The sequence below is a fragment of the Roseovarius dicentrarchi genome (genome assembly GCF_003316635.1).
GTDB classification, from domain to species: domain Bacteria; phylum Pseudomonadota; class Alphaproteobacteria; order Rhodobacterales; family Rhodobacteraceae; genus Roseovarius; species Roseovarius dicentrarchi.
Map to the genome: position 1 here is coordinate 157,529 of NZ_QNQP01000002.1, position 23,649 is coordinate 181,177.

The following is a 23,649-nucleotide window of genomic DNA, read 5'->3' on the forward strand; positions in this document are numbered from 1 at the left end:
GATGACCCAAATGAATGAGATGAGCCCAGTGACCGACGCCACCACAAGCACCGCTGCGCCCGAGCGCGCCAAACCCACCCTGCCCGACGCGCAGACCGTGACTCAGGTGACGCATTGGACGGACCGGCTGTTTTCCTTTCGGGTGACGCGCCCCGCCTCCTTGCGCTTTCGTTCGGGCGAGTTTGTGATGATCGGCCTGATGGGCGATCCCGATCCGAAAACCGGCAAGCAAAAGCCGCTTTTGCGGGCCTATTCCATCGCGTCGCCGTCCTGGGACGATGAGCTGGAGTTTTATTCAATCAAGGTCGAAGACGGACCGCTGACCTCGAAATTGCAGCATATCCAGCCGGGCGACGAGATTATCTTGCGGCCCAAACCTGTCGGCACCTTGGTGCATGACGCGCTGATACCGGGCAAACGGCTGTGGCTGTTTGCAACCGGCACCGGATTTGCCCCCTTCGCGTCGCTGCTGCGCGATCCGCAAACCTATGAGGATTACGAAGAGGTTATCGTCACGCATACCTGCCGAACAGTCGGCGAGTTGAAATATGGTGCGGAATTGATCGACAGCATCCGCGGCGATGAAATGCTGGAGGAACTGATTGGCGAAGGGTTCGCGGACAGGTTGCGCTATTACCCCACCACCACCCGCGAGCAAAGCCCGAAGATGGGCCGCATCACCGATCTGATGCGCTCGGGCGAGGTCTATGAGGATCTGGGCGTGCCGCCGCTGTGCCCTGAGACGGACCGCGCGATGATCTGCGGCAATCTGGCGTTCAACCTGGACCTCAAGGCGCTGTTCGAGGAATACGGCCTGCGCGAGGGTGCCAACTCCGCCCCGCGCGAATATGTGGTTGAAAAAGCGTTTCTGGATTAAGCTGGTAACGCGGAAACTGCTAACGATTACAAGAGACTGGACGCCACTCTTCATTTTGTTGATGAAGAGTGGCTTAGCCTGTCGACATATCGTTTCAGGTCGCGGCGACCCAATCGGCCATGGCGGGCAGCAGACTGTCCAGAATGGCCTGAAACGCGGCGACGATGGCGGCGGGTTCGTCATTGGCCGCCGCCACCTGATTGCGGAACACTTGGGTCTTTATCACCGTCTGGTCGCGGTCGCGCAGCAATGTCAGGCTGATGTCGACACGGGCTGTTACCGCCTCTCCGGCGATATCGACCTGAAAGCTGTCGATGCGCGTCAGCAGCGCGTAATCGGGGACCGGCCCGCCCTCGCTGGTGCCGACATATCCCATGCGGCCCGTGCCGGCGATGGACCGGATCAACAGCGATTGAACCACGCTGGGCAGCTCGTCGGCCCAGCGGGCCTCGGGCAGGTAGGTGATGGCGGCGCCGCTGGGTTTCACCATGATGCGATCCGTGTTGATGCCCGCCGGCGCATCGGCGCGCGCCACCAAAAGCGTCCGGCCCGACCGGCGCCCGGTCGTGGCGCCGGGTGCAGGCGTCAGATCGTAGGTATCCAGCGGCGTTGCCGCCGCGTTCAGCGACGACAGCGCGCTGCATCCGCTGAGCGTGGCAGCAGCGCCCAGCATGGCAAGGCGGCGGGTCATGTGTAGGGTCATGGAAATCATCTCCGATATTCGGGCACGCGTTCATCCAGCAGGAAACGTGCAGGGTCATTGCCGATGCGGCGCACCAGTCGTTCCAGCGACTGGACCAGCGTGCGTGCCTCGCCGCTGAGGCGGCCCAGCTCGTTCAGGCCGTTGCCGGTGAAATTGCGGATGCCGGGGGCGGCGTCCGCGGTGATCCTTTGCACCTGCGCGACGACATTGTCGGCGCGGGAAATCAGGCCGCGCAGATCCGCGGTGATCTGCGGCAGGTCGTCCGACACCTGCTGCGCTGCGGTGCCGATCCGGCCTGTTGCCGCGCGGATGTCGGCCGTCGCCGCGTTGACGGCGGTGCGGGTGTCATTTGCCAGCGGGTCGAGCCGGTCGGTAAATCCGGCCAGATCGCGCGCTACCTGGTCGATGGCGGCGGAGGCGGTCGACACCGCGCCGCGAATATCGCTGACCACGGCCGGAACGTCGGTGTCGATCACCGTTTCAATGCCGGCGATTGTGGACTTGGCCCCTGCCAGCACCTCTCGCGCGTCTGCCACCATCAGCGTGCCGTCCCCGGCCACCAGCGTATTGACGCTGTTCGAGGCGGTCGTGATCGCCTCGAAACCTGTGCTGGCATCGGCCAGCGTCGTCTCAAGCTCGGTCAGGCGGGCGTTCAGCAAGGTTGCTGTCTGATCGAATCCGTCCAGCGTTCCGGCGGTGCGCTGCGATATGTCGGTTACCGCCGTGTTCAGCGCGGTGATGGTTTCGGAAATCTGCGCCGCAATGCCCGGCACCTGATCGCGCATCAGCGTTTCAGCCTCGGCAAAGGCGGCGCCGGCGCTGTCGATGGCGGCGCTGGAATTGCCGATCACCTCGTTTGCGGTATCAAAGGCGCCGGTGGCGGAGCTGAGGGTCCGGTCCACATTGGCCAGCGTTTCCTCGGCCGCGGCGCCCAGCGTTTCCAACCGTTCGCTAAAGCCGGAGATTTGCTGCGTCGCTTCGGATACGGTTTTGGTAATGCTGGAGAAATCGGTCAGCGCGCTTTCCAGACCGCCCGACGCGGTGCTGAGATTGGTCAGGATATTTTGCACCAGCGCCTGATTTTCCGGCCCTGCGATGACCTGAAACCGCTTGAGCAGATCGGTTGCCTCGGCAATCAGGTCCGGCGCATCCTCGACCAGCTGCTGCACGGTCGAGCGGCGCGACGGGATGATCGGCGGGGTGCCGTCATCGGAGGTCAGCGGTGCCGCCTCGCCGCCCTTGCTGCTGAGCGAGATGTAGGCCACCCCCGTCACACCTGATGAGCTGAGCTGCGCGACGGTGTTTTCATTCACAGGCGTTTCGGCGTCCACTTCGATGCCGACATACACTTTGGAGGGGTCGGGCTCGTAAATATACAGCTCGATCACGCGGCCCACGTTGATGCCGTTGAACACCACGTCGCCCGAGGTGGGCAGGCCCGATACATCCTCGAACAAAATGCCGTATTGCGAATATTGGCGGTCCAGCTGAACCGATGACAACCATATGGCAAACACCAGACTGCCGATGATGCCCAGCAGGGTAAATGCGCCGATCAGGATAAAATTCGCACGGGTTTCCATCACTGCACCTTTTCATCGTTGTTCTGATTGCCGCCGCTCAGCGCAGCGCGCGCGCGGGGACCGTGGAAATATTCATGCACCCACGGGTGATCTACCTTCAGCATTTCCTGCATGGTGCCGACAGCCAGCACCTTTTTTTCCGCCAGCACGGCGACACGGTCGCAGATTGCGTGCAGCGAATCCAGATCATGCGTGACCAGAAAAACCGTCAGGCCCAATGCGGCCTGCAACTGCCGGATCAGCGTGTCGAACGCTGCGGCGCCGATGGGGTCCAGCCCTGCGGTCGGCTCGTCCAGGAACACGATTTCGGGGTCCAGCGCAATGGCGCGGGCGAATCCGGCGCGTTTGCGCATGCCGCCCGACAGCTCGGACGGGAATTTGGTCTGCGCGTTTTGTTGCAGGCCGACCATGCGCACCTTGATGCCGGCCAGCGTTTCGCGCAGGTCATCGGGCAGATCCAGCTGCTCGCGCATCGGCGCCTCGACGTTCTGGCGCACGGTCAGCGATGAAAACAGCGCCCCGTCCTGAAACATCACGCCCCAGCGGCGGCGCAGCGCGCGGTATTCCTCGGGCGAGGTGCCGGTGACGTTTTCGCCGAACACCTCGATCGTGCCTGCATCGGGCGTCAGAAGGCCGACAATCTGTTGCAGCAGCACCGATTTTCCGGTGCCGGAGCCGCCGACAATGCCGATAATCTCGCCCCGGCGCACGTCCAGATCCAGACCCTCATGCACCACATGGCTGCCAAAGGCCTTGCCCAGTCCCCGCACCTTGATGATCGGCGGCTCTGAGGTTTGATCGGTCTTGTCCATCATATTCCCACCAGCGCGAAGACCACCGAAAACAGCGCGTCCGCCACGATCACCATAAAGATCGACAGAACAACCGATGTCGATGTCAGCCGCCCAAGCGATTCCGCGTTGCCGCCCACCTTCAGCCCCTCATAGCAGCCGATGATCCCGATGATCAGCGCAAAGAACGGCGCCTTGATCATGCCGACCAGAAAGTGCCAGACATCCGTGTTGCTGACCAGCCGCGCCTGAAACACCGATGGCGAAACGCCCAGTTCGATCCACGACATCAGCGCGCCGCCGACCAGACCGGAAATGTCGGAAATCAGGCCCAGCACGGGCAGCATCAGCATCAGCGCCAGAACCCGCGGCACAACCAGAATGTCAATCGGATCAAGGCCAAGGGTGCGCATCGCGTCCACCTCTTCGCGCATTTTCATGGACCCGATCGCGGCGGTATAGGCGGACCCGGACCGCCCCGCGACGACGATGGAGGTCAGCAGGATCCCCAGCTCGCGCAGGACGGAAATGGCGATCAGGTCGACCACGAACACCTCTGCGCCGAACTGGCGCAGCTGGACCGAGCCCTGAAACGCCAGCACCACCCCGATCAGGAACGACATCAGCGCCACGATGGGAATCGCGTTCCAGCCAACCTCCTGCATGTGATGCACCAGCGATGTCATGCGCAGGCGGCGCGGGCGGATCACCATCAGTCCCAGCGCCGCCATCACCTGCCCCAGAAAACTGGTCAGCTCTACCGCAACGTGGCCCGCCGACACCGCGCGGCGCCCCAGCGCCTCCAGCCGGTCGGTCAGGCTGCGGCGTTTGCTGTCGCCTTCGTCGTCGGGGGGCATATTGCGGCGCACGGTTTCCAGCAGCTGGTGCTGCGCGTCGTTTGCGCCGGTGATTTCCACATCCCCCGCGCCATTGGCCAGCCGGGCCTGCATATCCACAACATACCACGCGCCGGCAGTGTCCAGATGCCGGACCTGGCTGATATCAATGACCTGCGCGCCCTCGTGCGTCCGCGACAGCGTGTCGATATTTTCGATCACCAGACTGCCCGACAGCATCAGCGTGCCACCTGAAACCTGCGCTTCGGGCGGATGTCTGGTGCTGTTATCTGCGCCCGGATCGCTGATCATGTGGACACTCCCATTTGCCGTGCCACCCTTCTACACAATTGACAAATCAATACCACAGGACAAAATCGGCTGAAATCCGCCTGTCGCTGCTGTGCCGGCGCACTTTGGCGTGCGGATCGCATAGGTTGTGCGCGGGGCATTTTCCAAATGCCGTTCTGGCGGCATTTTCACATAAGGGGCTTTGATATGACAACCCGCATTACCCCGGCGATTGTGTCCCGGCATCTGCCCGGCACATTGCAATCCATGCTGGCCGGTGATGGCGCGTTCAAGCCGCGCCGCGCCCCGCGCGGCACCATCATGGTACGTGAAAACGACAGGGCCGATCATTCCATCCTGCTGCTGAACGGCTGGATATCCCTGTCGAAAACGCTGCCGTCGGGGGATGTGCAGATCATCGACCTGATGCTGCCCGGCGATTTCGCGCTGGTCGGCACGCAGATGGTGCCCGTCGCCGCCGCCACGATGGAGGCGCTGAGCGATGTTGAATATATCCTGATCGGGCCGGAGCAGGCGAATGGGCCCAGCGCCGCGTCGGCCACGCTGCGCCACGTTCTGGCGGCCTGCATCCTGACCACGCAATCGCGCACCTCCGAGCTGCTTTTGCGGCTGGGGCGCGGCACGGCAGCGAACCGGATCGCCTATGCGCTGCTTGAGGTGTTCATCCGGCTTCAGGCCGTCGGTCTGGTCAAGGGCACCCGGTTTGAATTTCCCATCACGCAGCAGAAGTTCGGCGAATTCACCGGCATGACGAATGTGCATGTCTGCCGCACCCTGCGCCGGTTCGAAACCGAGGGCCTGATCGGCCACCCCGACCACCAGAGTATCGAGCTGCTGAATCTGCCCGCGCTGTGCGCCCTGGCCGATATCGACCTGACATTGCTGCGGCAGGAAATTCTGATGCGCTGGCCTGTCCCTGCCTGAGCCGTGCCGGCCTGAACCGGTCATCGACATTCGACGATCTCGCCCAGCCCCTGACCGGCCAGTTCCTCGCTGGCGTCGCGGGCGATATCGCCCAGTGACAGCATCCCGACCAGACACCCGGCGGCATCGCAGACAATCAGCCGCCTGATCTGGCGCGCGCCCATCAGGCGGGCCGCGTCGAGCACGGACTGATCGGCGCGGCAGGTGATGACCGGGCAGGTCATCACTGTGCGCACCGCGCGGTCCGACACCCGGCCCAGATCCGACAACAGCCGGATGACCAGATCACGGTCCGTCAGGATGCCGACCGGCACGCGGTCCTTGCAAACCGGCAAAACGCCGATGTCGCGGTCTGCCATCAATGCCGCTGCCGCCCGGATGGACGTGCGCGGGCCGATGGCGGTAACACGGGTTTGCATGATGTGACTGACCAGCATGGCCCCTCCCTGCATGACACCCGTGCGCCTGAATGATGTCGCGCGCGTCATGCTAATGGTCCTCGTTCCTGTGTGCGTCTTTGCCGTTTGGCGCGACCTTTCAGCGCCTCGAACCCGGTGATCACGTCCAGCAGTTCGATGGTGATCTCGCTCTGGCGGACGGACCGGGTTTCCGCCTTCAGCTCCTCCAGATTTTCGTCGACGGATTGTTCCGCCTGCTGCATCCGGGCAAGGCGCGCGGCATTTTCCGTCACCAGCGCCTCGGCGGCGGCGCGGGTCAGCGTGGCAAAGACCAGATTGCGCACAAGCGCCGCCAGCAGATCGGGCGCGGGCATTGAAAATTGCGGCAGGCTGCGCGATGCCCATGGCCGCTGCGCCAGTGCCGCCAGCATATCCGGGTCCAGCGGCAGCAGCCCCTGCGCCACGGGCGCGTGGGTGCCATGCGCGCCGCGCTGGGCATAGATCAGCGCCGCCGCCAGATCGCCCGACGGGGCCTGCGCGCGCAGCCGGTCCAGCCGCGTGACCAGCTGGCCCGCCAGCCGGATCAACCCATCGGTGTTGGCCGGCGGCAACAGCGTGGCGGCGGGCGTGATGCCCTCGCCGCTCAGCGCGTCCTGCATCTGCGCACCGACGCAGATGATCTGCGCGTTGTCGGCAAACGGATGGCGCACCACCTCGCGCGCCAGCAGCTCGTTATAGTTGCCGCACAGCCCGTGGTCCGAGCCCATAACGATCAGCACGCGCTGCGGGTTCTGCGCCTGCTCCTGTCCCAGCGGTCCGTGACAGCGCAGAAAGGCATGCAACCCGTCCAGCACCGTATCGCGCCAGACGTCGATCGCCTCGGCGGCGCGCTCGTACGGGGCGGCGTTGATCGCTGACATCGTTTTCATCGTGCGCACGATGCTGCGGATGCTTTGCATCGTGCCGGTGCGCCGGGTCAGCCGTTCAAGCGTCTGGGCCATGGCCAGCCTCCTTCAGTGCCGCGCCCGCAGCCGCGATGATGCGGGCGCGATCGGCGTCGCTCAGGCTGGCGCCGGAGGCGATGAGATCCGCCGTCTGGTTATCATTGGCGCGGATATCGGCACGGATCGCCGCCATCGCGGCAGCGGTCTGCGCCTCGCTCAGGCCGTCCAGCAGGCCGTCCATCGCGGCCAGAAGAACCGCCAGCTGCGCATCGGCCGCCATCGGGTCGCGCTCGGGCTGGCGCAGGGCGCCGCGCACGGCGGCACCGCGCGCCAGACGGGCGCGGGTGCCTTCATCCAGCCGCGTGCCGAAACGGGCGAACTCCTCCAGCTCCTCGAATTGCGACAGGGTCACGCGCAGATTGCCCGCCACCTCGCGGAAGGCGCGCGCCTGCGCCTTGCCGCCGACGCGGCTGACCGACACGCCCAGATCGACCGCCGGAAACTGGTTGCGGCGCACCAGCCGCGGCGACAGGTAGATCTGCCCGTCGGTGATCGAAATCAGGTTGGTCGGGATATAGGCCGACAGGTTTTCCGCCTGCGTCTCCACCACCGGCAGCGCGGTGATCGACCCGCCCCCGGCGTGATCGGCAAACTGCCCGGCCCGCTCCAGCAGGCGCGCATGGACGTAGAAGATATCGCCGGGAAATGCCTCGCGCCCCGGCGGGCGGCGCAGAAGCAGCGACAGCTCGCGATAGGAATGGGCATGATGCGTCAGATCGTCGAAGATGAGGACGACATCGCTGCCATCCTCGGCCAGTTCCTCGGCCATCGACATCGCGGCATAGGGCGCGACATAGCTCAGGCCCGGCGCCTCCTCGTCGCCGGCGGTGAGGATGATTGTACGCTCCATCATGCCGCCATCGCGGATGGCGCCGATGACCTTGGCCACCGCATCACCGCGCTGGCCAATGGCGCAGTAGATGCACAGAACGCCGGTATCCTTCTGGTTCAGGATGGTGTCGACGGCAATCGAGGTCTTGCCGGTCTGCCGGTCCCCGATGATCAGCTCGCGCTGGCCAAGCCCCACCGGCACGGCGGCGTCAATCGCCTTCAGCCCCGTCGCCAGCGGACGCGCCACCGGCGCGCGGCTGAGGATGTCGGGTGCCTCCATCTCGATCGGGCGCGTCTTGCCTGTGTCGGGCATCGCGCCGCCGTCGCGCGGGCGGCCCAGCGCATCAAGCGTGCGGCCCAAAAGCGCGCGGCCCACCGGCACCGCCACCACCCGGCCCGTGCGCCGCACATCGCTGCCCGGCACCACATGGGCGGCCTGCCCCAGCAGCACGACGCCCAGATGCCCCTCTTCCAGATCGAACACCACGCCCATCAGCCCGGCGCCGAAATCCAGCATCTCATCCACCAGCGCGCGGGCAAGGCCGGTGACGATGGCGATGCCGTCGCCGACCTCGGTCACCTGCCCGATCTCGCTGAGTTCGGGCGCGGGCGCGGGCGCGTCCAGCAGGGTCTGCAGCAGGGTCATGTTATGCGGCATCCGGCACCCCCCGCGCCTTGTGTGCGTCCTCCAGCATGGATTGCAGCCCGTCTGTATAGCTGGCCACGGTCCAGCCCAGCTGCGCGCCGCCGACGCGCAGGATCAGGCCCGGCGATTGATCGGCATCGGTTTGAAACCGCACGGTTATGTCCGGCAGTGCCTCCCGGATCTGCTGCGCCAACTGCGTTTGCAGGTCTTCGGGCAAGGCGTCCTGCGTGGTCACGATGGCCTCGGGGCTGTCCCCTGCCGCCTCGGCCAGATCGACGGCCATGGCGGGCAGGCGTCCGGCGGCGCGGGCGACGATGCGCTGCTCCAGCGCCTCGCCCGACAGATCATTCAGCGCCTTGCGCAGCAGGGCGACCAGCGCCGACGCGCCCCGCAGTTCCAGATCGGCGGCAAAACGGCACGCCTCGTCCGCGCGGGCGGCCTCGCGGGCGGCCTGCTCGGCCTCCAGCCGCTCGCGTGCGCCGGACAGCAGCGCATCGCGCTCGGCCTCGGCCTCGTCCCTTACTTCGGCCAGCACGCCTTCGCGGCCCGCTTTGAGGCGGGCAATCTCGGCCTCATGGCGCGCCTCGGCCTCTTCGGCCTGCGCGCGGATGCGGCCTGCCTCCTCCATGCGCTGTTTGATCTGCTGCTCGCGTGCGTCGATCCCGTCCAGAATGGGCCGGTAAAGAAACCGTTTGAGCAGCCACACCAGCACCAGAAAATTGGCGATCTGCGCGGCAACCGTGATCCAGTCGATCGACATTTTCAGCCACCTGCCCCGGTCTGAACCGCCTCTAGCGCCGCATTCCAGAACGGGTTCGCAAACAGCAGGATCATCGCGACGACAAAGCAGTAGATGGCGGTGGATTCGATCATCGCAAGGCTGACAAACAGCGTGCGCGACAGGGTGGCGCCCGCATCGGGCTGCTGCGCGATGGCGCTGAGGGCGGCGGCCGCCGCGCGCCCCTCGCCCAAGGCAGGGCCAAGCGCGCCGAAGGCAACGGTCAGCCCGGCGGTAAAGATCGAAACCGAGGCGATGATGGCAAGGTAAAGTTCGGTCATGTCTGCTCCTGTTCGTTGGGCGCGTCCGGCGCTGCGGTGGCCGATGAGATGTAGACGGTGGCAAGAATGGCAAAGATGTAGGCCTGAATGACCCCGGTCAGCAGGCCCAGCATGTCCATCACCACCGGGAAGAAAAACGGCGCGACACCCAGAAGGATCGCGGCAATCACCGCGCCGCTCATCACGTTGCCGTAAAGGCGGATCGCCAGCGAAATGCCGCGCGACACCTCGCCGATGATGTTGAAGGGTAGCATGATGATGCTGGGCTCCATGTAGCTGTGCAGATAGCCGCCCAACCCCCGACTGCCGATACCGAACAGCGGCACCGCGACCAGCACCGACAGCGCAAGGCCGGCCGTGATGGATAGCGACGCAGTCGGCGGCTGCCAGCCCGGCACGATGGCCAGCATGTTGGAGGTGATGATGAACAAAAACAGCGTACCCGAAAAATACAGCAGGCGGCGGTCGGGCTGCGCGCTGATCTCGTCAATCTGGCCCTGAATGGTCAGCACGATCGCCTCCAGCACGGTGCGCCAGCGGTTGGGCGGCACGTCCGGGCGCAGGTTCCATGTGACGATCACCGAGGCGCCCGTCAGAATCGCCATCACCGCCCAGGTAAAGACGATGGTGGCATTTACGCCATAGCCTGCAATGGTAAACACGATCATCTCGTCAGGGGTCAGTTGCATTCCGGCCCTCCCTCCAGGTCGTCCGGGCGCATGGCCGCCACAAGGAAGAAGCGCAGGATCAGAAATGCGGCAGCAAACCCTACCAGTGCGGCGACGCCCAGTTGCGCGATGCCCCAGCCCGCCGCCAGCAGCAGCGCGATACGGATGGCCGACGATGCCAGCAGGATGGACCCGGCTCGGTGGCGCCGCAGTGCCAGCCGGACCCCCCAGGCAAGCCCCGCGAAATACAGCGCGCCCGCGCCGGTCCCGGCCAAAAGGCCCAGCGCGAACGCGGTCCAGTTCACATCCCAGATCATTCGCCCTTCTCCTTTTCAATCCACGCCCATGCCAGCGCGGCGCCAATGACAACCCCGCCAAGGATCAGCGCGATGGTCCACGAAAACTCCTGCGGATAGGCCCGGTCGAGCCAGAGGCCCAGAAACGTGCCGCCCACTGTCGGCACCGCGACGGACCACCCTATGACGCCAAAGACGCCGATACCGCGCAGCGGGCTGGGGCCGGGATTGTCGCGCGCCGCCTGTTTGCGCGCGGCGCTGCGGCCAATCGGGCCGGTATCCTTGCGTTTTTCGCTCATGGCTGCGTCCTCAGGCCGGCAAAGCGGCGCACCATGTCTGCCTCCAGCCGCGACAGCGCGGCGCGCGCGGCGCGCTCTTCATCCTCCATCTGGTCCCAGAAATCGGTGACAGCGGCGTCAAGCGATGCCAGATCGCGCGCCTCGACGCCGCGCTGCACGGCGATATCGACGTCGCGTCCTTTCTTGACCAGAATGCCCTCATCAATGCCAAATATCCGCTCGGCCCCGCCCGGTTCGGTCACCACCAGAACCGACGGGACCAGCGCGGTGACAAAATCAATGTGGTTGGGCAGGATGCCAAAGCCGCCATTGGGCGCAACGGCGCTGATGCTGCCGGCCGCGCCCTGATAAAGCGTGTCACCGGGCAGCCCGATCCGCACCTGCATGTCGCGCGCAATGCTCATGTTGTGTCCTCCGGCCGCTCGGGCAGATCATCGAGGCTGCCGATCATGTAATAATCGCTTTCGGGCCGCTCGAAACTGGTCTGGTTCAAGACCCTTTCGCAGCCGTCCAGCGTTTCGGCCATCGTCACCAGCTTGCCGCCCGCGCCGGTGGCGCCCGCCACGGTGGCAAAGGGCTGCGTCAGGAACCTCTCCAGCCGCCGCGCGCGGGCGACGATGGCGCGGTCATGGGCCGACAGCTCCTCGATCCCCAGCATGGCGATGATGTCGCGCAGATCCTCGTATTCGGCCAGCGTGCGCCGCACGCCGCGGGCAATGTCGTAATGCCGCTGGCCCACCACGTTCGGCGTCAGCATGACCGAGGTCGAGGCCAGCGGATCGACCGCCGGATAGAGCCCCTCGCTCGCGCGTTTGCGCGACAGCACGACCGAGGCCGACAGGTGCGAAAAAATATGCGCCGCCGCGGGATCGGTGAAATCGTCGGCCGGCACATAGACCGCCTGAATCGAGGTGATCGCGCCCGTGCGGGTCGAGGCGATGCGCTCCTGCAAGCTGGCCAGTTCGGTGGCCAGCGTCGGCTGGTATCCCACGCGGCTGGGCATCCGGCCCATCAGGCCCGACACTTCGGACCCCGCCTGCACATAACGAAAGATGTTGTCGATCAGCAGCAGAACATCCTGCTGGCGATCATCGCGGAACCATTCCGCCATGGTCAGCGCCGCCTTGCCGACCAGAAACCGCACGCCGGGGGCGGCGTTCATCTGGCCGAACAGCATCACCATCTTGTCGCGCACGCCCGCATCGCCCATCTCGCGCCACAGCTCCTCGGCCTCGCGGGACCGCTCGCCGATGCCGCAGAACATCGCGGCGCCGTGGTGATGTTCGACCGTGTTGTGGATCAGCTCGGTCAGCAGAACGGTCTTGCCCACGCCGGCACCGCCAAAGAGGCCGGTCTTGCCGCCGCGCTCGATCGGCGCCAGCAGGTCGATGGCCTTGATCCCCGTCTCCAGCACCTCGGCGCGCAGCACCCGGTCCGCCAAAGGCGGCGGCGCGTTATGGATCGAGCGGCGCTCCGCCGCTTCGGGGGCGGGCAGCCCGTCGATGGGCGCGCCGAATACATCCAGCATCCGGCCCAGCACGCCCTCGCCCACCGGGACCATGACAGGCCCGCCGGTGGCACGCACCGCCGTGCCAAGGCCAAGGCCCTGCACCGGCCCCAGCGCGATGCAGCGCGCCGCGCCGCCCTCGACAAAGCTCATCACTTGCAGCGCCACATCCCCGGCATAGAGCAGGTCGTCAATCTCGGGCCCGCCGCTGGGGAACACCGCATCGACGATGCCGCCGCGCACGGCCACGACCCGGCCCTCGGACGTTTGGGGCTGCGAAATGTTGGATGCCATATTCACATCTCCGCCCGCTGACAGATCATGCCAGAGATGATTTCGCGCGCATCGAAGCCTGTGAGAAATGTCATGCCGCGCCTCCGTTGCGTGTCTGAATTCTGGTCCCGGCCTGCCCGGTCAGGATTTGCGCCGCCTCCGCCAGCCGTCCGATGCCAGCCATGCCGCCGCTACGTGCGAACTGGACCGCCGCCGCAACCTTGGGCTGCATCGAGCCTGCGGGCAAGTCCAGTCTCAACGCGTCCTCGGGCCTGATATCGCCGATCCCGGCCTGTTTGACCGTGCCGAAATCCGTCATCACGGCAGGCACATCCGTCAGCAAAAGCAGCGCATCGGCGCCCAGCTCCTGCGCCAGAAGGGCGCTGGCGGCATCCTTGTCGATCACCGCCTCGACGCCCGACAGGCTGCCATCCTTGCCGCGCAGAACGGGGATGCCGCCGCCGCCGGTGCAGATGATGATGACATTCTGATCCAGCAGCAGTTTCAAAACGCGGAGATCCGGAATTTCCATCGGCTTTGGCGATGGCACAACGCGGCGCCACTTGTCGCCGTCCTGCGCGATGCTCCAGCCTGCGGCCTTGGCGCGGGCCTCGGCCTCGTCGCGCTCGTACACCGGGCCGATGAACTTGGTCGGGTTCTGGAACGCGGGGTCGGTGGCATCGACCACCACCTGCGTCAGCAGCGTGGCCACCGGGCGGGGATGATCCAGCACATTCTCCAGCTCCTGCTCGATCATGTAGCCGATCATACCGCCGGTTTCCGCCCCCAGAAGGTCCAGCGGATAGGCCTCGTCGGGTTTGTAGGCCGCGCCTTGCAGCGCCAGCAGCCCGACCTGCGGACCGTTGCCCTGGGTGATCACCAGATCATGGCCCGCGCGCACGATTTCGGCCAGCGACGTGGCGGCAATGCGCGCATTCGCGCGCTGATGTGCCGCCGTCAACGGCTGACCCCGTTCCAGCAGCGCATTGCCGCCAAGGGCTGCGACGACCAGCATATCCTAGCCCCCCAATGTGGCGACAAGAACCGCCTTGATGGTGTGCATCCGGTTTTCCGCCTGATCGAAAACGATGGAGGCTGGCGACTCGAACACCTCTTCGGTGACTTCCATCGCCTCGATGCCGAACTGATCAAAGATATCCGTGCCAATGCCCGTGTCGGTATTGTGGAAGGCCGGCTTGCAGTGCATGAATTTGGCGCGCGGATTGCCGGTTTTCTCCATCATGGCCGCATTGACCTGATAGGGCATCAGCAGCGCGATCCGCTCGGCCCATTTGTCCTTGCTTTCGCCCATCGACACCCAGACGTCGGTATAGACGAAATCGACGGCTTTTACGGCGTTGTCCACGTCCTCGGTGATCATGATGCGCGCGCCGGTTTCCTCCGCGACCTGCTGCGCCTCGTCCTGAATGGCCTGCGTGGGCCACAGCGATTTGGGCGCACAGAGGCGCACATCCATGCCCATCTTGACCCCGCCGATCAGCAGGCTGTCACCCATGTTGTTGCCCGCGTCCCCCATGAAGCAATAGGCGACCTCGCGCAGCGGTTTTTCGCCATGCTCCTGCATGGTCAGGAAATCAGCCAGGATCTGGGTGGGGTGAAATTCGTCCGTCAGCCCGTTATAGACCGGCACGCCGGACCATTCTGCCAGCTCCTCGACGATTTTCTGGCCAAATCCGCGATATTCGATCGCGTCATAAACCCGGCCCAAAACGCGCGCGGTGTCTTTGACCGTTTCCTTGCCGCCAATATGGGGGCCGGAGGGGCCAAGATAGGTGACCCTCGCGCCCTGATCGTGGGCCGCCACCTCAAAGCCGACGCGGGTGCGCGTGCTGTCCTTCTCAAAGATCAGCGCGATCTGCTTGCCCTTCAGCGTCTCGACCTCGGTGCCGGCGTATTTGCCGGACTTGAGGTCTGCCGACAGCTTGAGCAGAAATGCAATCTCGGCCTGGGTAAAGTCGCGCAGGGTCAGGAAGCTGCGGTTTTTCAGGTTGAAAGCCATTTCGTTCCCTCCTTTTCAAACCGCATCACGGATGGTCGGGCTGGACATGCAGCGGCTGCCGCCCCTGCCCCGGCCCAACTCGGCGCCCGGCAGCTCGATCACCTCGATGCCCTCGGCGCGCAGGGCGGCGTTGGTGTCGTCGTTGCGGTCGTAGCCCATGACGACACCGGGGCGCAGCGCCAGCACGTTGTTGCCGTCGTTCCACTGCTCGCGCGATTGCTCGAACGGGTTGTCGCCGCCGGTATCGACAACGGTCAGCTTCCTGAAGCCCATGACATCGGCCACCACGTCGAACATCGGGCGTTTGTCGCCGCCCTCCAGCGTGGCAAGCCCGTAATCCTTCAGCGGGACGCCCCAGATCACCTCGACCCCGCCCTTGAATTTGGGGTGATGTTTGTAAATCGCGGCGGTCAGCAGCGTTTCGGGCCGGCGCGCCTGCCAATACATCGGGTTCAGCGTGACGCCGCCATAGATCCAGGCCGAATTGTCGCGGGTAAACAGGAAGTTGGGCAAGGGCGGCAGGATGAAGCCATGCTTGCCCAGATAGGCGCCGAACATGCCGGTCGCCTCGAACGGCACATCATTCACGGTCAGCCCGCCGATCAGCCATTTCGACAGCTCCGTGCCGGGCAGCGCGTCCATCCACGCGCGCAGCTCGCGGCGCATGCCGACGCCGACATGAATGGCGGCGATGCTGATCGCCACTGAGATCAGAATGATGAGCAGCACCAGCAGCGGCCAGATAAAGGCCAGCCAGCGGTCATAGGACACGCGGCCAATCGCCAGCCCGCCGATCACCACCGCAAAGGTCGGGTTGATCAGGTTCACCAGGCCGTTGGCCGACTGATAGGCTGTCACCACCAGATCGTGGCCCACATCCGCAAAATCCGCCAGCGGCGCGAGGATGGGCATCGACAGGACCGCAAGGCCCGACGATGACGGCACGAGAAAACTCATCCCCGCCTCGATCCAGAACATCAGGTTGATGAAGGCCAGCTCGCCCAGACCGCCCAGCGTCGCCTCGGCGCCGTGCAGGATCGTGTCGGCGATCATGCCCTGCTCCATGATGACAACGATCCCGCGCGCCAGTCCGATGACCAGCGCCACGCCCAGAAGGTCGCGCGCGCCGTCAACAAAACTGCCGGTCAGCCGCTTCTCGCCCATGCGGGCGATCACGCCGGTGACAATGGCGGCGCCCAGAAACAGCGCGCCCATGCGGGCCATCCACCAGCCCTGACTGGCCACGCCCCAGATCATCACGGCAAAGGTGGCCGCGAAAACCACCAGCACCAGTTTCTGCGTGCCGGACAGGACGTCATCCACCTCGCCCGGCTTGGCAGCCTGAAGGAACAGGCGCTTGTGCGCCTCGGCCTGATGCGCGACGACCGAGCGGGACGGATCGGCCTTGACCCGTTTGGCATAGCGCATGACGTAGGCGGCGCAGATGGCAAGGCCCGCGACCAGCAGGATCAGCCGCGGCACGATACCATCGGTAAAGGGAATGCCGGCTGCGTCGGACGCAATGACCGTGGCAAATGGGTTGATCGTGGATCCCAGCACGCCAATGCCCGCGCCGATCAGGATCACCGCAACACCTGTGACGGCGTCATAGCCCGCGGCAATCATTACGGCGATCAAAATGGCATGAAACGCCAGCGTTTCCTCGGCCATGCCGTATGTCGTGCCGCCCAGCGCAAAGACCGCCATGAGGATCGGAATCATCCAGATCTCGCGCCCTTGCATGCGGGTCATGGTGGCCCTGATGCCGGTATCGACCGCGCCGGCAGCGTTCACGACGCCCAGGAACCCGCCCAGACACAGCACGAACAGCGCCACGTCGATCGCATTGGCCGCATAGCTGTCGGGATCATAAAACCCCGCAATCGGCGCCATCATCACATCCAAGACCCCCTGGGGGTTCCGTTCGGTCACGGCATAGCTGTCGGCAACCGCCACCTCGCGGCCCAGCGCGTCATCCATCACGCGCTGGTACTGGCCGGCGGGAATGATCCAGGTCAGCACTGCGATCAGGACAATCAGCGCGAAAAGGATGGTGTCGGCCGTCGGAAACCGCGACTCGAGAACCTGTTCGTCATCGGCCGGCAGATTGGGATCCGTAGGCATGGTGAAAGCTTCCTTCCGCGTTTTGCCGGCGCGCCGGAACGGGGCATCCCGTCCCCGCTGGGACCCTGGCGGAGGCGACACCAGCGACACATACCATCCTGCGCCGGGCCATCCTGCGCCGGGGGAATTTTGCTTTCATTAACATGGGTCAATGGCATCTGGCCGCGCACAGCGTAGGTATGAGCATGCCCACACGCCTGCGACGCCGCCCGATTTCGGGGCGGCGCCGCAGTTTGCGTGTTGCGGCCGGTAATTCAGGAGACTTCCAAGTGCTATATATCGAGACACCAACGCTGAAACAGATCGGCGCCCTGACCCAGACCCGCGCGGATGCGTGCGTATCCATTTACCTCAAGACAACGCCGTTGACGCAGGATATCGGGCAGGCCCGCACCAACCTTGGCAATCTGGCCAGGACGGCGGTTTCCCAGCTTGAGGATTCAGGTCTGCCCAAGCGACGCATCTGGCTTCTGGAGGAGCATCTGGGCATCCTGATGGAAGATGATGATTTTTGGGAACATCAGGCAAACAGCCTTGCCATTCTGGTCACGCCCGAGCGTATCCAGACCTTCCGCCTTGCCAATGATCTGCACGATATGGTCGAAGTATCCGACCGCTTTCACCTGAAGCCCCTGCTGCGCGCGGCGACCTTTGCGCATGTGGCTTACGTTTTGGCGGTGTCCGAGAATGACGTGCGCCTGATCGAGATGTCGGCGAACACGCCCGCGCGCGAAGTCCGCGTACCGGACATGCCCAAGGATGCGGCCAGCGCTGTCGGCAAAAAGTCGGTCAACGAATCCGGATCAGGCCGCCGCATTCAGGGGCTTGAGGGGCAAAAGGTGCGGCTGGGTCAGTATGTCCGCAAGATCGACGCCGCGCTGCGCCCCATCCTGAAGGATACCGATACCCCCGTCATTCTGGCCTCGACCCTGCCCATGGATGCGCTGGTTCGGTCGCTGACCGCCCTGCCGCTGCTGCCGCAAACGATCGAGACCAGCCCCGACCAGATGACCCCGGCGGAGCTGGCCGAGGCGGCGCGCCCGGTGCTGGATGCGCAGTATGACAGCCAGATCGAAGAATTCCGCGCAGAGTTCGAGCAGCGCCGCGGCGCGAGCCGGACAACAACAGACGTCTCGGATGCCGCACGCGCGGCCACGTTTGGCGGGATCGACACGCTGCTGGTCGATTTCGATTCCGTGACAACCGGAACCGTGGACGAGGATAGCGGCGCTATCACCTTTGCCGATCAGCCGGGCGCGACCAGCTACGGCATCATTGACGAAATTGCCGGTCGCGCCTTGCGCAGCGGCGCGCATGTCATGGCCGTGCGCCGCGATGACATCCCCGATGGCAAGGAACTGGCGGCGATCCTGCGCTATCCGATCTGACGAACTGCTATGGTCAAAGGGGCGCTCGCCTGCCCCCTCACATAAACAATGACGCGCCCAGGTATCACCTGGGCGCGTTTTTCGATGCGGGCCGGTACACGGCGCCCGGCCCGTATAACCGGACCGGGCGCCGCGTGGCGTCACCCCATCATGCCGCCCGCCTCGCCCAGGCTATCGTAATGCCGCTTGAGCCGTTGCAGCGCGATGCGCAGCACGATCTTGCCCGAGCGCGCGGACCAGCCCATGCGCTGCTCGGCGCGCTCCAGCCCCTCCAGATGACAGCAGCAGCGCAGGGCGATATCGCCAAGGCCCGGCCCCAGATCATGCAGCGCCCCTTCGACCCGGCGGCGCGCCGCCTCGAACCCGCGCGCATGCCCGCCGGTGCCATCGCCGCCGCCGGGAGTGGTCAGAAAACGGCTCCAGTCCTGGGTCATGCGCGGGCCCATCTGCGACAGCTCGAAATCTTCGCGCAGCCGCTCGCCCGCGCGGACCAGATCGTTCGGGATGAACTGCGCCCCATCGCGGCCCTTGCGCCGCGCCAGCGCGATCAGCGGGCTCTCGGACGTGCTGTAGCGCGGACGCTTCGGCGCGGCCTCCTTGCTTCGGACCTCATCGGTCGCGGCGAAGGGCGCATGCGCGTCGCCAAAGCCCGAAGCGCGGTTCTCCGCTTCGGCGACCAGCGCGGACAGGGTGGCGCGCCCCGCCTTGGTGATGTGGTAGCGCGCAACGCGCCCCGGCGCATCGCAGGCAATCCAGCCCTTCAGCGCCATCGCTTCGGCCACGGGGCGGTCCACGACAGCGGTGCGGGTCGGATCCGCGCGGTCGCCGTCACGCACAACCACGGCCTTGTCCATCTGGGCCGCAACCGCCAGCACCGCACCCGGCTCGCACAGGCGGCGCAGGATACGCAGCGATTCAAGCCGCAGTTGTGCGTCTGTGACCTCGGCAACATTTGTGGTTAGGGTTTCGGATGTCATGGCAGTCTCCTGATGGTTGGAGCCGGCCTTTTCTCGCGGGGCAATGCGGCATCCGAGGCGGCGCAGCGCCTCGTCTACCATGGGGTCATCGCGGCGGGCCTCGTATGCGCGGATCCGGCGCAGCACCGTTGAGGCATGACAGCCGCTGGCCCGTGCCAGTTCCCGTATGGACGAGCCCTGTTCGGTATGGGCGAGGTATAGTTTCGCCCCTTGCGGCACCCAGGACGGCATTTTGCGCGCGCCACTGGCGTCTGTTCCCCGATCCAACATATTTACCCTTCTTTACCCATTGCGCGGCTGTTGTCCGGGGGTCTGGCCCCCGGGGCGCCGCTGGTTGTTCGCAGACTTATCCCCGTCCTTAAGTGCAACCTATGCGAGAAAAAGTTACCGGTTCGTTAATTGTAAACGTGTCGTCAACAATGGTTTCGAAACTGTAAACAAACAGAAACACCAGCGCCCGGTGACTCCGCCAAATGTGCAACACCCGCCATAGTTGTGCCATCAAAAGGCCGCAATTCAGATTGGAGACTGCCGTGAAAGACATCCTCAAAGCCCTCGATGGCCTGCGCCGGCCCCGCCTTTTGATCCGCGCCGCACGCATTGGCGCCGCAGAATATCGGCGCGATTCGCACTTGCGCCGGCATCTGGGCTATGGCGCCCTGCCGCGCAGCGCCGCCGCGCTGGCCCGTCTGGTCGAGATGGAGGAGGAGCTGAATCAGCAGCGGCACAGCGACCGCACGCGCTATTCCGCGACGCGCCATGTCGAGATCCTGATCGCCATGATGGGCGAGGCGCGGATCCTGCGCGGCGGTCACGCGGCCTAAAAGCAGGCCGCGTGAGCCGTTAGCTTCAGATGAAGGCGTCGGGCATCGACGCCTTCTTTTTTGCAACATATTCGTCCAGCGCATCGGTGATGCCCTGATCCAGTGACGGGCGCTGATAGGTGTCCAGCATCCGGTGCATGCGCAGGTTGGCCAGCGTCATCGTGTCGCGCGCGCCTTCCTCGTCCCATGTCTCGAACGGTTTGTAATCCAGCAGTTCGGTACGCCAGAACGCATCCTTGAAATTGGCCTGCGTATGCGCGCAGCCGAGGTAGTGACCGCCCGGACCAACCTCACGGATGGCATCCATCGCCTGCCCGTTCTCGTCATGGCTGACACCGCGCGCCATGTTATGCAGAACGCCCAGTTGGTCGGCATCCATCACGAATTTCTCGAATCCGGCGACCAGTCCGCCCTCCAGCCAGCCGCAGCTGTGCAGCATGAAGTTCACGCCGCCCATCAGCACCGCGTTCAGCGTATGCGCCGATTCGTAGGCTGCCTGCGCATCGGGCAGCTTGGAGCCGCACAGCGCCCCGCCCGACCGATACGGCAGGTTCATCCGCCGCGCCAGTTGGCCTGCGCCATAGAGGATATGGCTCGCCTCCGGCGTGCCGAAGGTGGGCGCGCCCGAGTTCATGTCGATCGACGTGACGAACGCGCCAAAGATCACCGGCGCGCCGGGGCGGATCAGCTGGCTGTAGGCGACGCCCGCCAGCACCTCGGCCAGAACCTGCGTCAGCGTACCGATCACCGAGACGGGCGCCATCGCGCCCCCCACGATAAAGGGTGAGATGATGCAGGCCTGATTGTTGGCGGCATAGACCTCCAGCGCGCCCATCATCACATCGTCGAATGTCAGCGGCGAGTTGACGTTGATCAGCGACGTCATCACCGTGTTTTCCTGCACGAATTTCTCGCCAAAGAGGATACCGCACATATCAACACTGTCCTGCGCGCGGCTGGGGTCGGTCACGGACCCCATGAACGGCTTGTCCGACAGCGTCATATGCGCGTGCAGCATGTCCAGATGCCGCTTGTTCACCGGAATATCGGTCGGCTCGCAGACTGTGCCGCCCGACATGTGCAGCCATTTGGACATATAGCCCAGCTTCACGAATTTGCGGAAATCGTCCATGGTGGCATAGCGCCGCCCGCCTTCCATGTCGCGCACGAACGGGGGGCCATACACCGGCGCGGTGACCAGCGTGTTGCCGCCAATCTCGACATTGCGGGCAGGGTTGCGGGCGTGCTGTGTGTATGTACTGGGCGCGGTCGCGCACAGCTTGCGGGCAAGGCCGCGGGGGATGCGCACGCGCTCGCCGTCGATCTCGGCGCCGGCCTCGCGCCAGCGCTCCAGCGCCTTGGGGTTGTCGACCACGTTGACGCCGACTTCGGCCAGAACCGTCTCGGCGTTGGCCTCGATGATCTCCAGCGCCTCTTCGCTGAGCATGTTATAGACGGGGATATTCCGCTCGATGTACTTTGCGGTATCCATGCTGACAGCGGTGCGTTCGGCCCGCCGCGCGGCTCCGCCGCCACCCCGTGCGCGCCGCGGCGCCTCAACTTCTGCCATGTCTAGTGCCCCTTTGGAATCCTGCACGCCCCCATCCGGGGCCGTTTGATGCGCCCTGCTTACCGCGCGCCGCGCGCCGGGCGCTGCCGATTTGCGCCGCTTGAGGGGGGAAAGCGACATGGCGCAGCCTCTTGCGCAAATCGGCGGCGCGTCCTACTAGGCATGCATGACAGACATACAGCATGAACGCCTTCTTATCATCGACTTTGGCAGCCAGGTCACGCAGCTGATTGCGCGCCGCCTGCGCGAGCTGGACGTCTATTGCGAAATCCACCCGTTCCAAAAGGTTACGGACGCCTTTCTGAAGGATATGGCCCCCCGCGCCATTATCCTGTCGGGCGGCCCGGCCAGCGTGATCGACGCAGAATCGCCCCGCCCGCCGCAAGCGGTGTTCGAGATGGGCGTGCCCGTCCTGGGCATCTGCTATGGCCAACAGGTGATGATGCAAATGCTGGGCGGCCGCGTCGAGCGCGGCGACGGCACCGCCGAATTCGGCCGCGCCTATGTGACACCGACCGACACGCGCATCGACCTGCTGAAAGGCTGGTTTCTGGAATCGCGCGAGCAGGTCTGGATGAGCCATGGCGATCACGTCGCCGCCATCGCCCCCGGTTTCGAGATCTACGGCACATCCCCCGGTGCGCCCTTCGCAGTGACCGCCGATCTGGAGCGCCGCTTCTACGCCGTGCAATTCCACCCCGAGGTGCATCACACCCCGAACGGCAAAACGTTTTTCCAGAACTTCATTCAGGACGCCGGATTCACCGGCGACTGGACCATGGCAGCCTACCGCGAAGAGGCCGTGCGCCAGATCCGCGAACAGGTCGGCGACAAACAGGTGATTTGCGGGCTTTCGGGCGGCGTGGATTCCAGCGTCGCCGCGGTTCTGATCCACGAGGCGATCGGCGACCAGCTGACTTGCGTGTTCGTCGATCACGGCCTCCTGCGTCAGGGCGAGGCTGACGAGGTCGTCACCATGTTCCGCGACCATTACAACATCCCGCTGATCCACGCGGATGAGGCGGATCTGTTTCTGGGTGAGCTTGACGGTGTAAGTGACCCGGAAACCAAGAGAAAAATCATCGGCCGCCTGTTCATCGACGTGTTCCAGAAATACGCGAACCAGATCGAGGGCGCCGAATTCCTGGCGCAGGGCACGCTCTACCCCGATGTCATCGAGTCGGTCAGCTTCTCCGGCGGGCCATCGGTGACGATCAAATCGCACCACAATGTCGGCGGCCTGCCGGAAAAGATGGGCCTGAAACTGATCGAGCCGCTGCGCGAGCTGTTCAAGGATGAGGTCCGCGCGCTGGGCATGGAACTGGGCCTGCCGGCCAGCTTCATCGGGCGCCACCCCTTCCCCGGTCCGGGCCTTGCCATCCGCTGCCCCGGCGAGATTACCCGCGAAAAGCTGGACATCCTGCGCAAGGCCGATGCCGTCTATATCGACCAGATCCGCAAGCACGCGCTTTATGATGAAATCTGGCAGGCGTTCGTTGCAATCCTGCCGGTGCGCACCGTGGGCGTCATGGGCGACAGCCGCACCTATGATTTCGCCTGCGCCCTGCGCGCAGTGACATCCGTTGACGGCATGACCGCCGATTATTACCCTTTCACCCACGAATTTCTGGGCGAGACGGCGACACGCATCATCAACGAGGTGCGCGGCATCAACCGCGTGACCTATGACATCACCAGCAAACCGCCGGGCACCATCGAATGGGAATGATCACCTCATA

At 64.8% G+C, this 23,649-nt stretch carries 24 protein-coding genes; 5 read left to right on the forward strand and 19 right to left on the reverse strand.

Going from position 1 to position 23,649, the window contains the following annotated elements:
* Window positions 1-10 precede the first annotated feature (10 nt).
* Window positions 11-877, forward strand: a complete 867-nt coding sequence (locus DQ230_RS02170) for a ferredoxin--NADP reductase (RefSeq protein ID WP_113910927.1) — start codon at window positions 11-13, stop codon at window positions 875-877.
* A gap of 94 nt (window positions 878-971) precedes the next feature.
* Here the strand turns inward: DQ230_RS02170 and DQ230_RS02175 are convergent, their stop codons facing one another.
* Genes DQ230_RS02175 through DQ230_RS02190 form a run of 4 tightly spaced genes read right to left on the reverse strand, consistent with a single transcriptional unit; the run spans window position 972 to window position 5,102 of the window.
* Window positions 972-1,580 (reverse strand): ABC-type transport auxiliary lipoprotein family protein, encoded by a 609-nt coding sequence (locus DQ230_RS02175; RefSeq protein ID WP_113910928.1) that lies wholly within the window; start codon window positions 1,578-1,580, stop codon window positions 972-974.
* A 5-nt stretch (window positions 1,581-1,585) separates the two neighbouring features.
* Window positions 1,586-3,163: an MlaD family protein gene (locus DQ230_RS02180; RefSeq protein ID WP_113910858.1), complete on the reverse strand. Its 1,578-nt coding sequence runs from the start codon at window positions 3,161-3,163 to the stop codon at window positions 1,586-1,588.
* On the reverse strand, window positions 3,163-3,978 hold the full coding sequence (locus DQ230_RS02185; RefSeq protein ID WP_238987395.1) for an ABC transporter ATP-binding protein: 816 nt from the start codon (window positions 3,976-3,978) through the stop codon (window positions 3,163-3,165). Before DQ230_RS02185 ends, DQ230_RS02180 begins: the two co-directional genes overlap by 1 nt.
* A complete protein-coding gene (locus DQ230_RS02190) occupies window positions 3,975-5,102 on the reverse strand; it encodes an MlaE family lipid ABC transporter permease subunit (RefSeq protein ID WP_113910859.1) in 1,128 nt (375 codons plus the stop codon). Before DQ230_RS02190 ends, DQ230_RS02185 begins: the two co-directional genes overlap by 4 nt.
* Before the next feature lie 186 nt (window positions 5,103-5,288).
* Between DQ230_RS02190 and DQ230_RS02195 the strand changes: the two genes are divergently transcribed.
* A complete protein-coding gene (locus DQ230_RS02195) occupies window positions 5,289-6,026 on the forward strand; it encodes a Crp/Fnr family transcriptional regulator (RefSeq protein WP_162497341.1) in 738 nt (245 codons plus the stop codon).
* A gap of 20 nt (window positions 6,027-6,046) precedes the next feature.
* Here the strand turns inward: DQ230_RS02195 and DQ230_RS02200 are convergent, their stop codons facing one another.
* The 13 genes from DQ230_RS02200 to DQ230_RS02260 all read right to left on the reverse strand — a co-directional run bounded on the left by DQ230_RS02200 (window position 6,047) and on the right by DQ230_RS02260 (window position 17,151).
* On the reverse strand, window positions 6,047-6,463 hold the full coding sequence (locus DQ230_RS02200) for a CBS domain-containing protein (protein ID WP_113910930.1): 417 nt from the start codon (window positions 6,461-6,463) through the stop codon (window positions 6,047-6,049).
* Between the two features lie 47 nt (window positions 6,464-6,510).
* Window positions 6,511-7,425, reverse strand: coding sequence for a F0F1 ATP synthase subunit gamma (locus DQ230_RS02205; protein ID WP_113910861.1), 915 nt, complete (start codon window positions 7,423-7,425; stop codon window positions 6,511-6,513).
* Window positions 7,409-8,905, reverse strand: coding sequence for a F0F1 ATP synthase subunit alpha (locus DQ230_RS02210; protein WP_238987396.1), 1,497 nt, complete (start codon window positions 8,903-8,905; stop codon window positions 7,409-7,411). The genes DQ230_RS02205 and DQ230_RS02210 overlap by 17 nt, the downstream gene beginning before the upstream one ends.
* A 1-nt stretch (window position 8,906) precedes the next feature.
* Entirely contained in the window at window positions 8,907-9,665 is a 759-nt protein-coding gene (locus DQ230_RS02215; protein ID WP_113910863.1) for a F0F1 ATP synthase subunit B family protein, read from the reverse strand.
* A 2-nt stretch (window positions 9,666-9,667) separates the two neighbouring features.
* Window positions 9,668-9,964: a F0F1 ATP synthase subunit C gene (locus tag DQ230_RS02220; RefSeq protein WP_113910864.1), complete on the reverse strand. Its 297-nt coding sequence runs from the start codon at window positions 9,962-9,964 to the stop codon at window positions 9,668-9,670.
* The gene (locus DQ230_RS02225; RefSeq protein ID WP_113910865.1) at window positions 9,961-10,653 is read right to left on the reverse strand and encodes a F0F1 ATP synthase subunit A; all 693 of its coding nucleotides are present in this window, start codon (window positions 10,651-10,653) and stop codon (window positions 9,961-9,963) included. Before DQ230_RS02225 ends, DQ230_RS02220 begins: the two co-directional genes overlap by 4 nt.
* Window positions 10,644-10,949, reverse strand: a complete 306-nt coding sequence (locus tag DQ230_RS02230) for an ATP synthase subunit I (protein WP_113910866.1) — start codon at window positions 10,947-10,949, stop codon at window positions 10,644-10,646. Before DQ230_RS02230 ends, DQ230_RS02225 begins: the two co-directional genes overlap by 10 nt.
* The gene (locus tag DQ230_RS02235) at window positions 10,946-11,227 is read right to left on the reverse strand and encodes an AtpZ/AtpI family protein (RefSeq protein ID WP_113910867.1); all 282 of its coding nucleotides are present in this window, start codon (window positions 11,225-11,227) and stop codon (window positions 10,946-10,948) included. Before DQ230_RS02235 ends, DQ230_RS02230 begins: the two co-directional genes overlap by 4 nt.
* Window positions 11,224-11,631, reverse strand: coding sequence for an ATPase (locus DQ230_RS02240; RefSeq protein ID WP_113910868.1), 408 nt, complete (start codon window positions 11,629-11,631; stop codon window positions 11,224-11,226). Before DQ230_RS02240 ends, DQ230_RS02235 begins: the two co-directional genes overlap by 4 nt.
* On the reverse strand, window positions 11,628-13,028 hold the full coding sequence (atpD, locus tag DQ230_RS02245) for a F0F1 ATP synthase subunit beta (RefSeq protein ID WP_113910869.1): 1,401 nt from the start codon (window positions 13,026-13,028) through the stop codon (window positions 11,628-11,630). The genes DQ230_RS02240 and atpD overlap by 4 nt, the downstream gene beginning before the upstream one ends.
* Window positions 13,029-13,098: 70 nt before the next feature.
* A complete protein-coding gene (arcC, locus tag DQ230_RS02250) occupies window positions 13,099-14,022 on the reverse strand; it encodes a carbamate kinase (RefSeq protein ID WP_113910870.1) in 924 nt (307 codons plus the stop codon).
* A gap of 3 nt (window positions 14,023-14,025) precedes the next feature.
* Window positions 14,026-15,027 (reverse strand): ornithine carbamoyltransferase, encoded by a 1,002-nt coding sequence (gene argF / locus DQ230_RS02255; protein WP_113910871.1) that lies wholly within the window; start codon window positions 15,025-15,027, stop codon window positions 14,026-14,028.
* 15 nt (window positions 15,028-15,042) lie between these two features.
* On the reverse strand, window positions 15,043-17,151 hold the full coding sequence (locus tag DQ230_RS02260) for an arginine deiminase family protein (protein ID WP_113910872.1): 2,109 nt from the start codon (window positions 17,149-17,151) through the stop codon (window positions 15,043-15,045).
* Window positions 17,152-17,420: 269 nt separating this feature from the next.
* Between DQ230_RS02260 and DQ230_RS02265 the strand changes: the two genes are divergently transcribed.
* Window positions 17,421-18,539 (forward strand): baeRF11 domain-containing protein, encoded by a 1,119-nt coding sequence (locus DQ230_RS02265; RefSeq protein ID WP_113910873.1) that lies wholly within the window; start codon window positions 17,421-17,423, stop codon window positions 18,537-18,539.
* A gap of 140 nt (window positions 18,540-18,679) precedes the next feature.
* On the opposite strand, the gene DQ230_RS02270 is transcribed toward DQ230_RS02265, so the two are convergent.
* Window positions 18,680-19,786, reverse strand: a complete 1,107-nt coding sequence (locus DQ230_RS02270; protein ID WP_113910874.1) for a DUF6456 domain-containing protein — start codon at window positions 19,784-19,786, stop codon at window positions 18,680-18,682.
* Window positions 19,787-20,049: 263 nt separating this feature from the next.
* Here DQ230_RS02270 and DQ230_RS02275 point away from each other — a divergent pair, with 263 nt between their 5' ends.
* On the forward strand, window positions 20,050-20,340 hold the full coding sequence (locus DQ230_RS02275; protein WP_113910931.1) for a DUF6477 family protein: 291 nt from the start codon (window positions 20,050-20,052) through the stop codon (window positions 20,338-20,340).
* A 25-nt stretch (window positions 20,341-20,365) separates the two neighbouring features.
* Here the strand turns inward: DQ230_RS02275 and DQ230_RS02280 are convergent, their stop codons facing one another.
* Window positions 20,366-21,910 (reverse strand): trimethylamine methyltransferase family protein, encoded by a 1,545-nt coding sequence (locus DQ230_RS02280; RefSeq protein ID WP_113910875.1) that lies wholly within the window; start codon window positions 21,908-21,910, stop codon window positions 20,366-20,368.
* 166 nt (window positions 21,911-22,076) lie between these two features.
* On the opposite strand from DQ230_RS02280, the gene guaA reads away from it, so the two are divergent.
* Window positions 22,077-23,639: a glutamine-hydrolyzing GMP synthase gene (guaA, locus tag DQ230_RS02285; RefSeq protein WP_113910876.1), complete on the forward strand. Its 1,563-nt coding sequence runs from the start codon at window positions 22,077-22,079 to the stop codon at window positions 23,637-23,639.
* The last annotated feature ends 10 nt before the right edge of the window (window positions 23,640-23,649 follow it).

What these genes read in the sequence shown, in the direction of transcription:
- DQ230_RS02260 (WP_113910872.1), bottom strand. Translation starts at nt 17,151, where the DNA reads ATGCCTACGGATCCCAATCTGCCGGCCGATGACGAACAGGTTCTCGAG.
- DQ230_RS02270 (WP_113910874.1), bottom strand. Translation starts at nt 19,786, where the DNA reads ATGTTGGATCGGGGAACAGACGCCAGTGGCGCGCGCAAAATGCCGTCC.
- DQ230_RS02205 (WP_113910861.1), bottom strand. Translation starts at nt 7,425, where the DNA reads ATGGCCCAGACGCTTGAACGGCTGACCCGGCGCACCGGCACGATGCAA.
- argF (WP_113910871.1), bottom strand. Translation starts at nt 15,027, where the DNA reads ATGGCTTTCAACCTGAAAAACCGCAGCTTCCTGACCCTGCGCGACTTT.
- guaA (WP_113910876.1), top strand. Translation starts at nt 22,077, where the DNA reads ATGACAGACATACAGCATGAACGCCTTCTTATCATCGACTTTGGCAGC.
- atpD (WP_113910869.1), bottom strand. Translation starts at nt 13,028, where the DNA reads ATGGCATCCAACATTTCGCAGCCCCAAACGTCCGAGGGCCGGGTCGTG.
- DQ230_RS02175 (WP_113910928.1), bottom strand. Translation starts at nt 1,580, where the DNA reads ATGACCCTACACATGACCCGCCGCCTTGCCATGCTGGGCGCTGCTGCC.
- DQ230_RS02195 (WP_162497341.1), top strand. Translation starts at nt 5,289, where the DNA reads ATGACAACCCGCATTACCCCGGCGATTGTGTCCCGGCATCTGCCCGGC.
- DQ230_RS02240 (WP_113910868.1), bottom strand. Translation starts at nt 11,631, where the DNA reads ATGAGCATTGCGCGCGACATGCAGGTGCGGATCGGGCTGCCCGGTGAC.
- DQ230_RS02230 (WP_113910866.1), bottom strand. Translation starts at nt 10,949, where the DNA reads ATGATCTGGGATGTGAACTGGACCGCGTTCGCGCTGGGCCTTTTGGCC.
- DQ230_RS02280 (WP_113910875.1), bottom strand. Translation starts at nt 21,910, where the DNA reads ATGGCAGAAGTTGAGGCGCCGCGGCGCGCACGGGGTGGCGGCGGAGCC.
- DQ230_RS02225 (WP_113910865.1), bottom strand. Translation starts at nt 10,653, where the DNA reads ATGCAACTGACCCCTGACGAGATGATCGTGTTTACCATTGCAGGCTAT.
- DQ230_RS02185 (WP_238987395.1), bottom strand. Translation starts at nt 3,978, where the DNA reads ATGATGGACAAGACCGATCAAACCTCAGAGCCGCCGATCATCAAGGTG.
- arcC (WP_113910870.1), bottom strand. Translation starts at nt 14,022, where the DNA reads ATGCTGGTCGTCGCAGCCCTTGGCGGCAATGCGCTGCTGGAACGGGGT.
- DQ230_RS02210 (WP_238987396.1), bottom strand. Translation starts at nt 8,905, where the DNA reads ATGACCCTGCTGCAGACCCTGCTGGACGCGCCCGCGCCCGCGCCCGAA.
- DQ230_RS02220 (WP_113910864.1), bottom strand. Translation starts at nt 9,964, where the DNA reads ATGACCGAACTTTACCTTGCCATCATCGCCTCGGTTTCGATCTTTACC.
- DQ230_RS02190 (WP_113910859.1), bottom strand. Translation starts at nt 5,102, where the DNA reads ATGATCAGCGATCCGGGCGCAGATAACAGCACCAGACATCCGCCCGAA.
- DQ230_RS02215 (WP_113910863.1), bottom strand. Translation starts at nt 9,665, where the DNA reads ATGTCGATCGACTGGATCACGGTTGCCGCGCAGATCGCCAATTTTCTG.
- DQ230_RS02235 (WP_113910867.1), bottom strand. Translation starts at nt 11,227, where the DNA reads ATGAGCGAAAAACGCAAGGATACCGGCCCGATTGGCCGCAGCGCCGCG.
- DQ230_RS02170 (WP_113910927.1), top strand. Translation starts at nt 11, where the DNA reads ATGAATGAGATGAGCCCAGTGACCGACGCCACCACAAGCACCGCTGCG.
- DQ230_RS02180 (WP_113910858.1), bottom strand. Translation starts at nt 3,163, where the DNA reads ATGGAAACCCGTGCGAATTTTATCCTGATCGGCGCATTTACCCTGCTG.
- DQ230_RS02200 (WP_113910930.1), bottom strand. Translation starts at nt 6,463, where the DNA reads ATGCTGGTCAGTCACATCATGCAAACCCGTGTTACCGCCATCGGCCCG.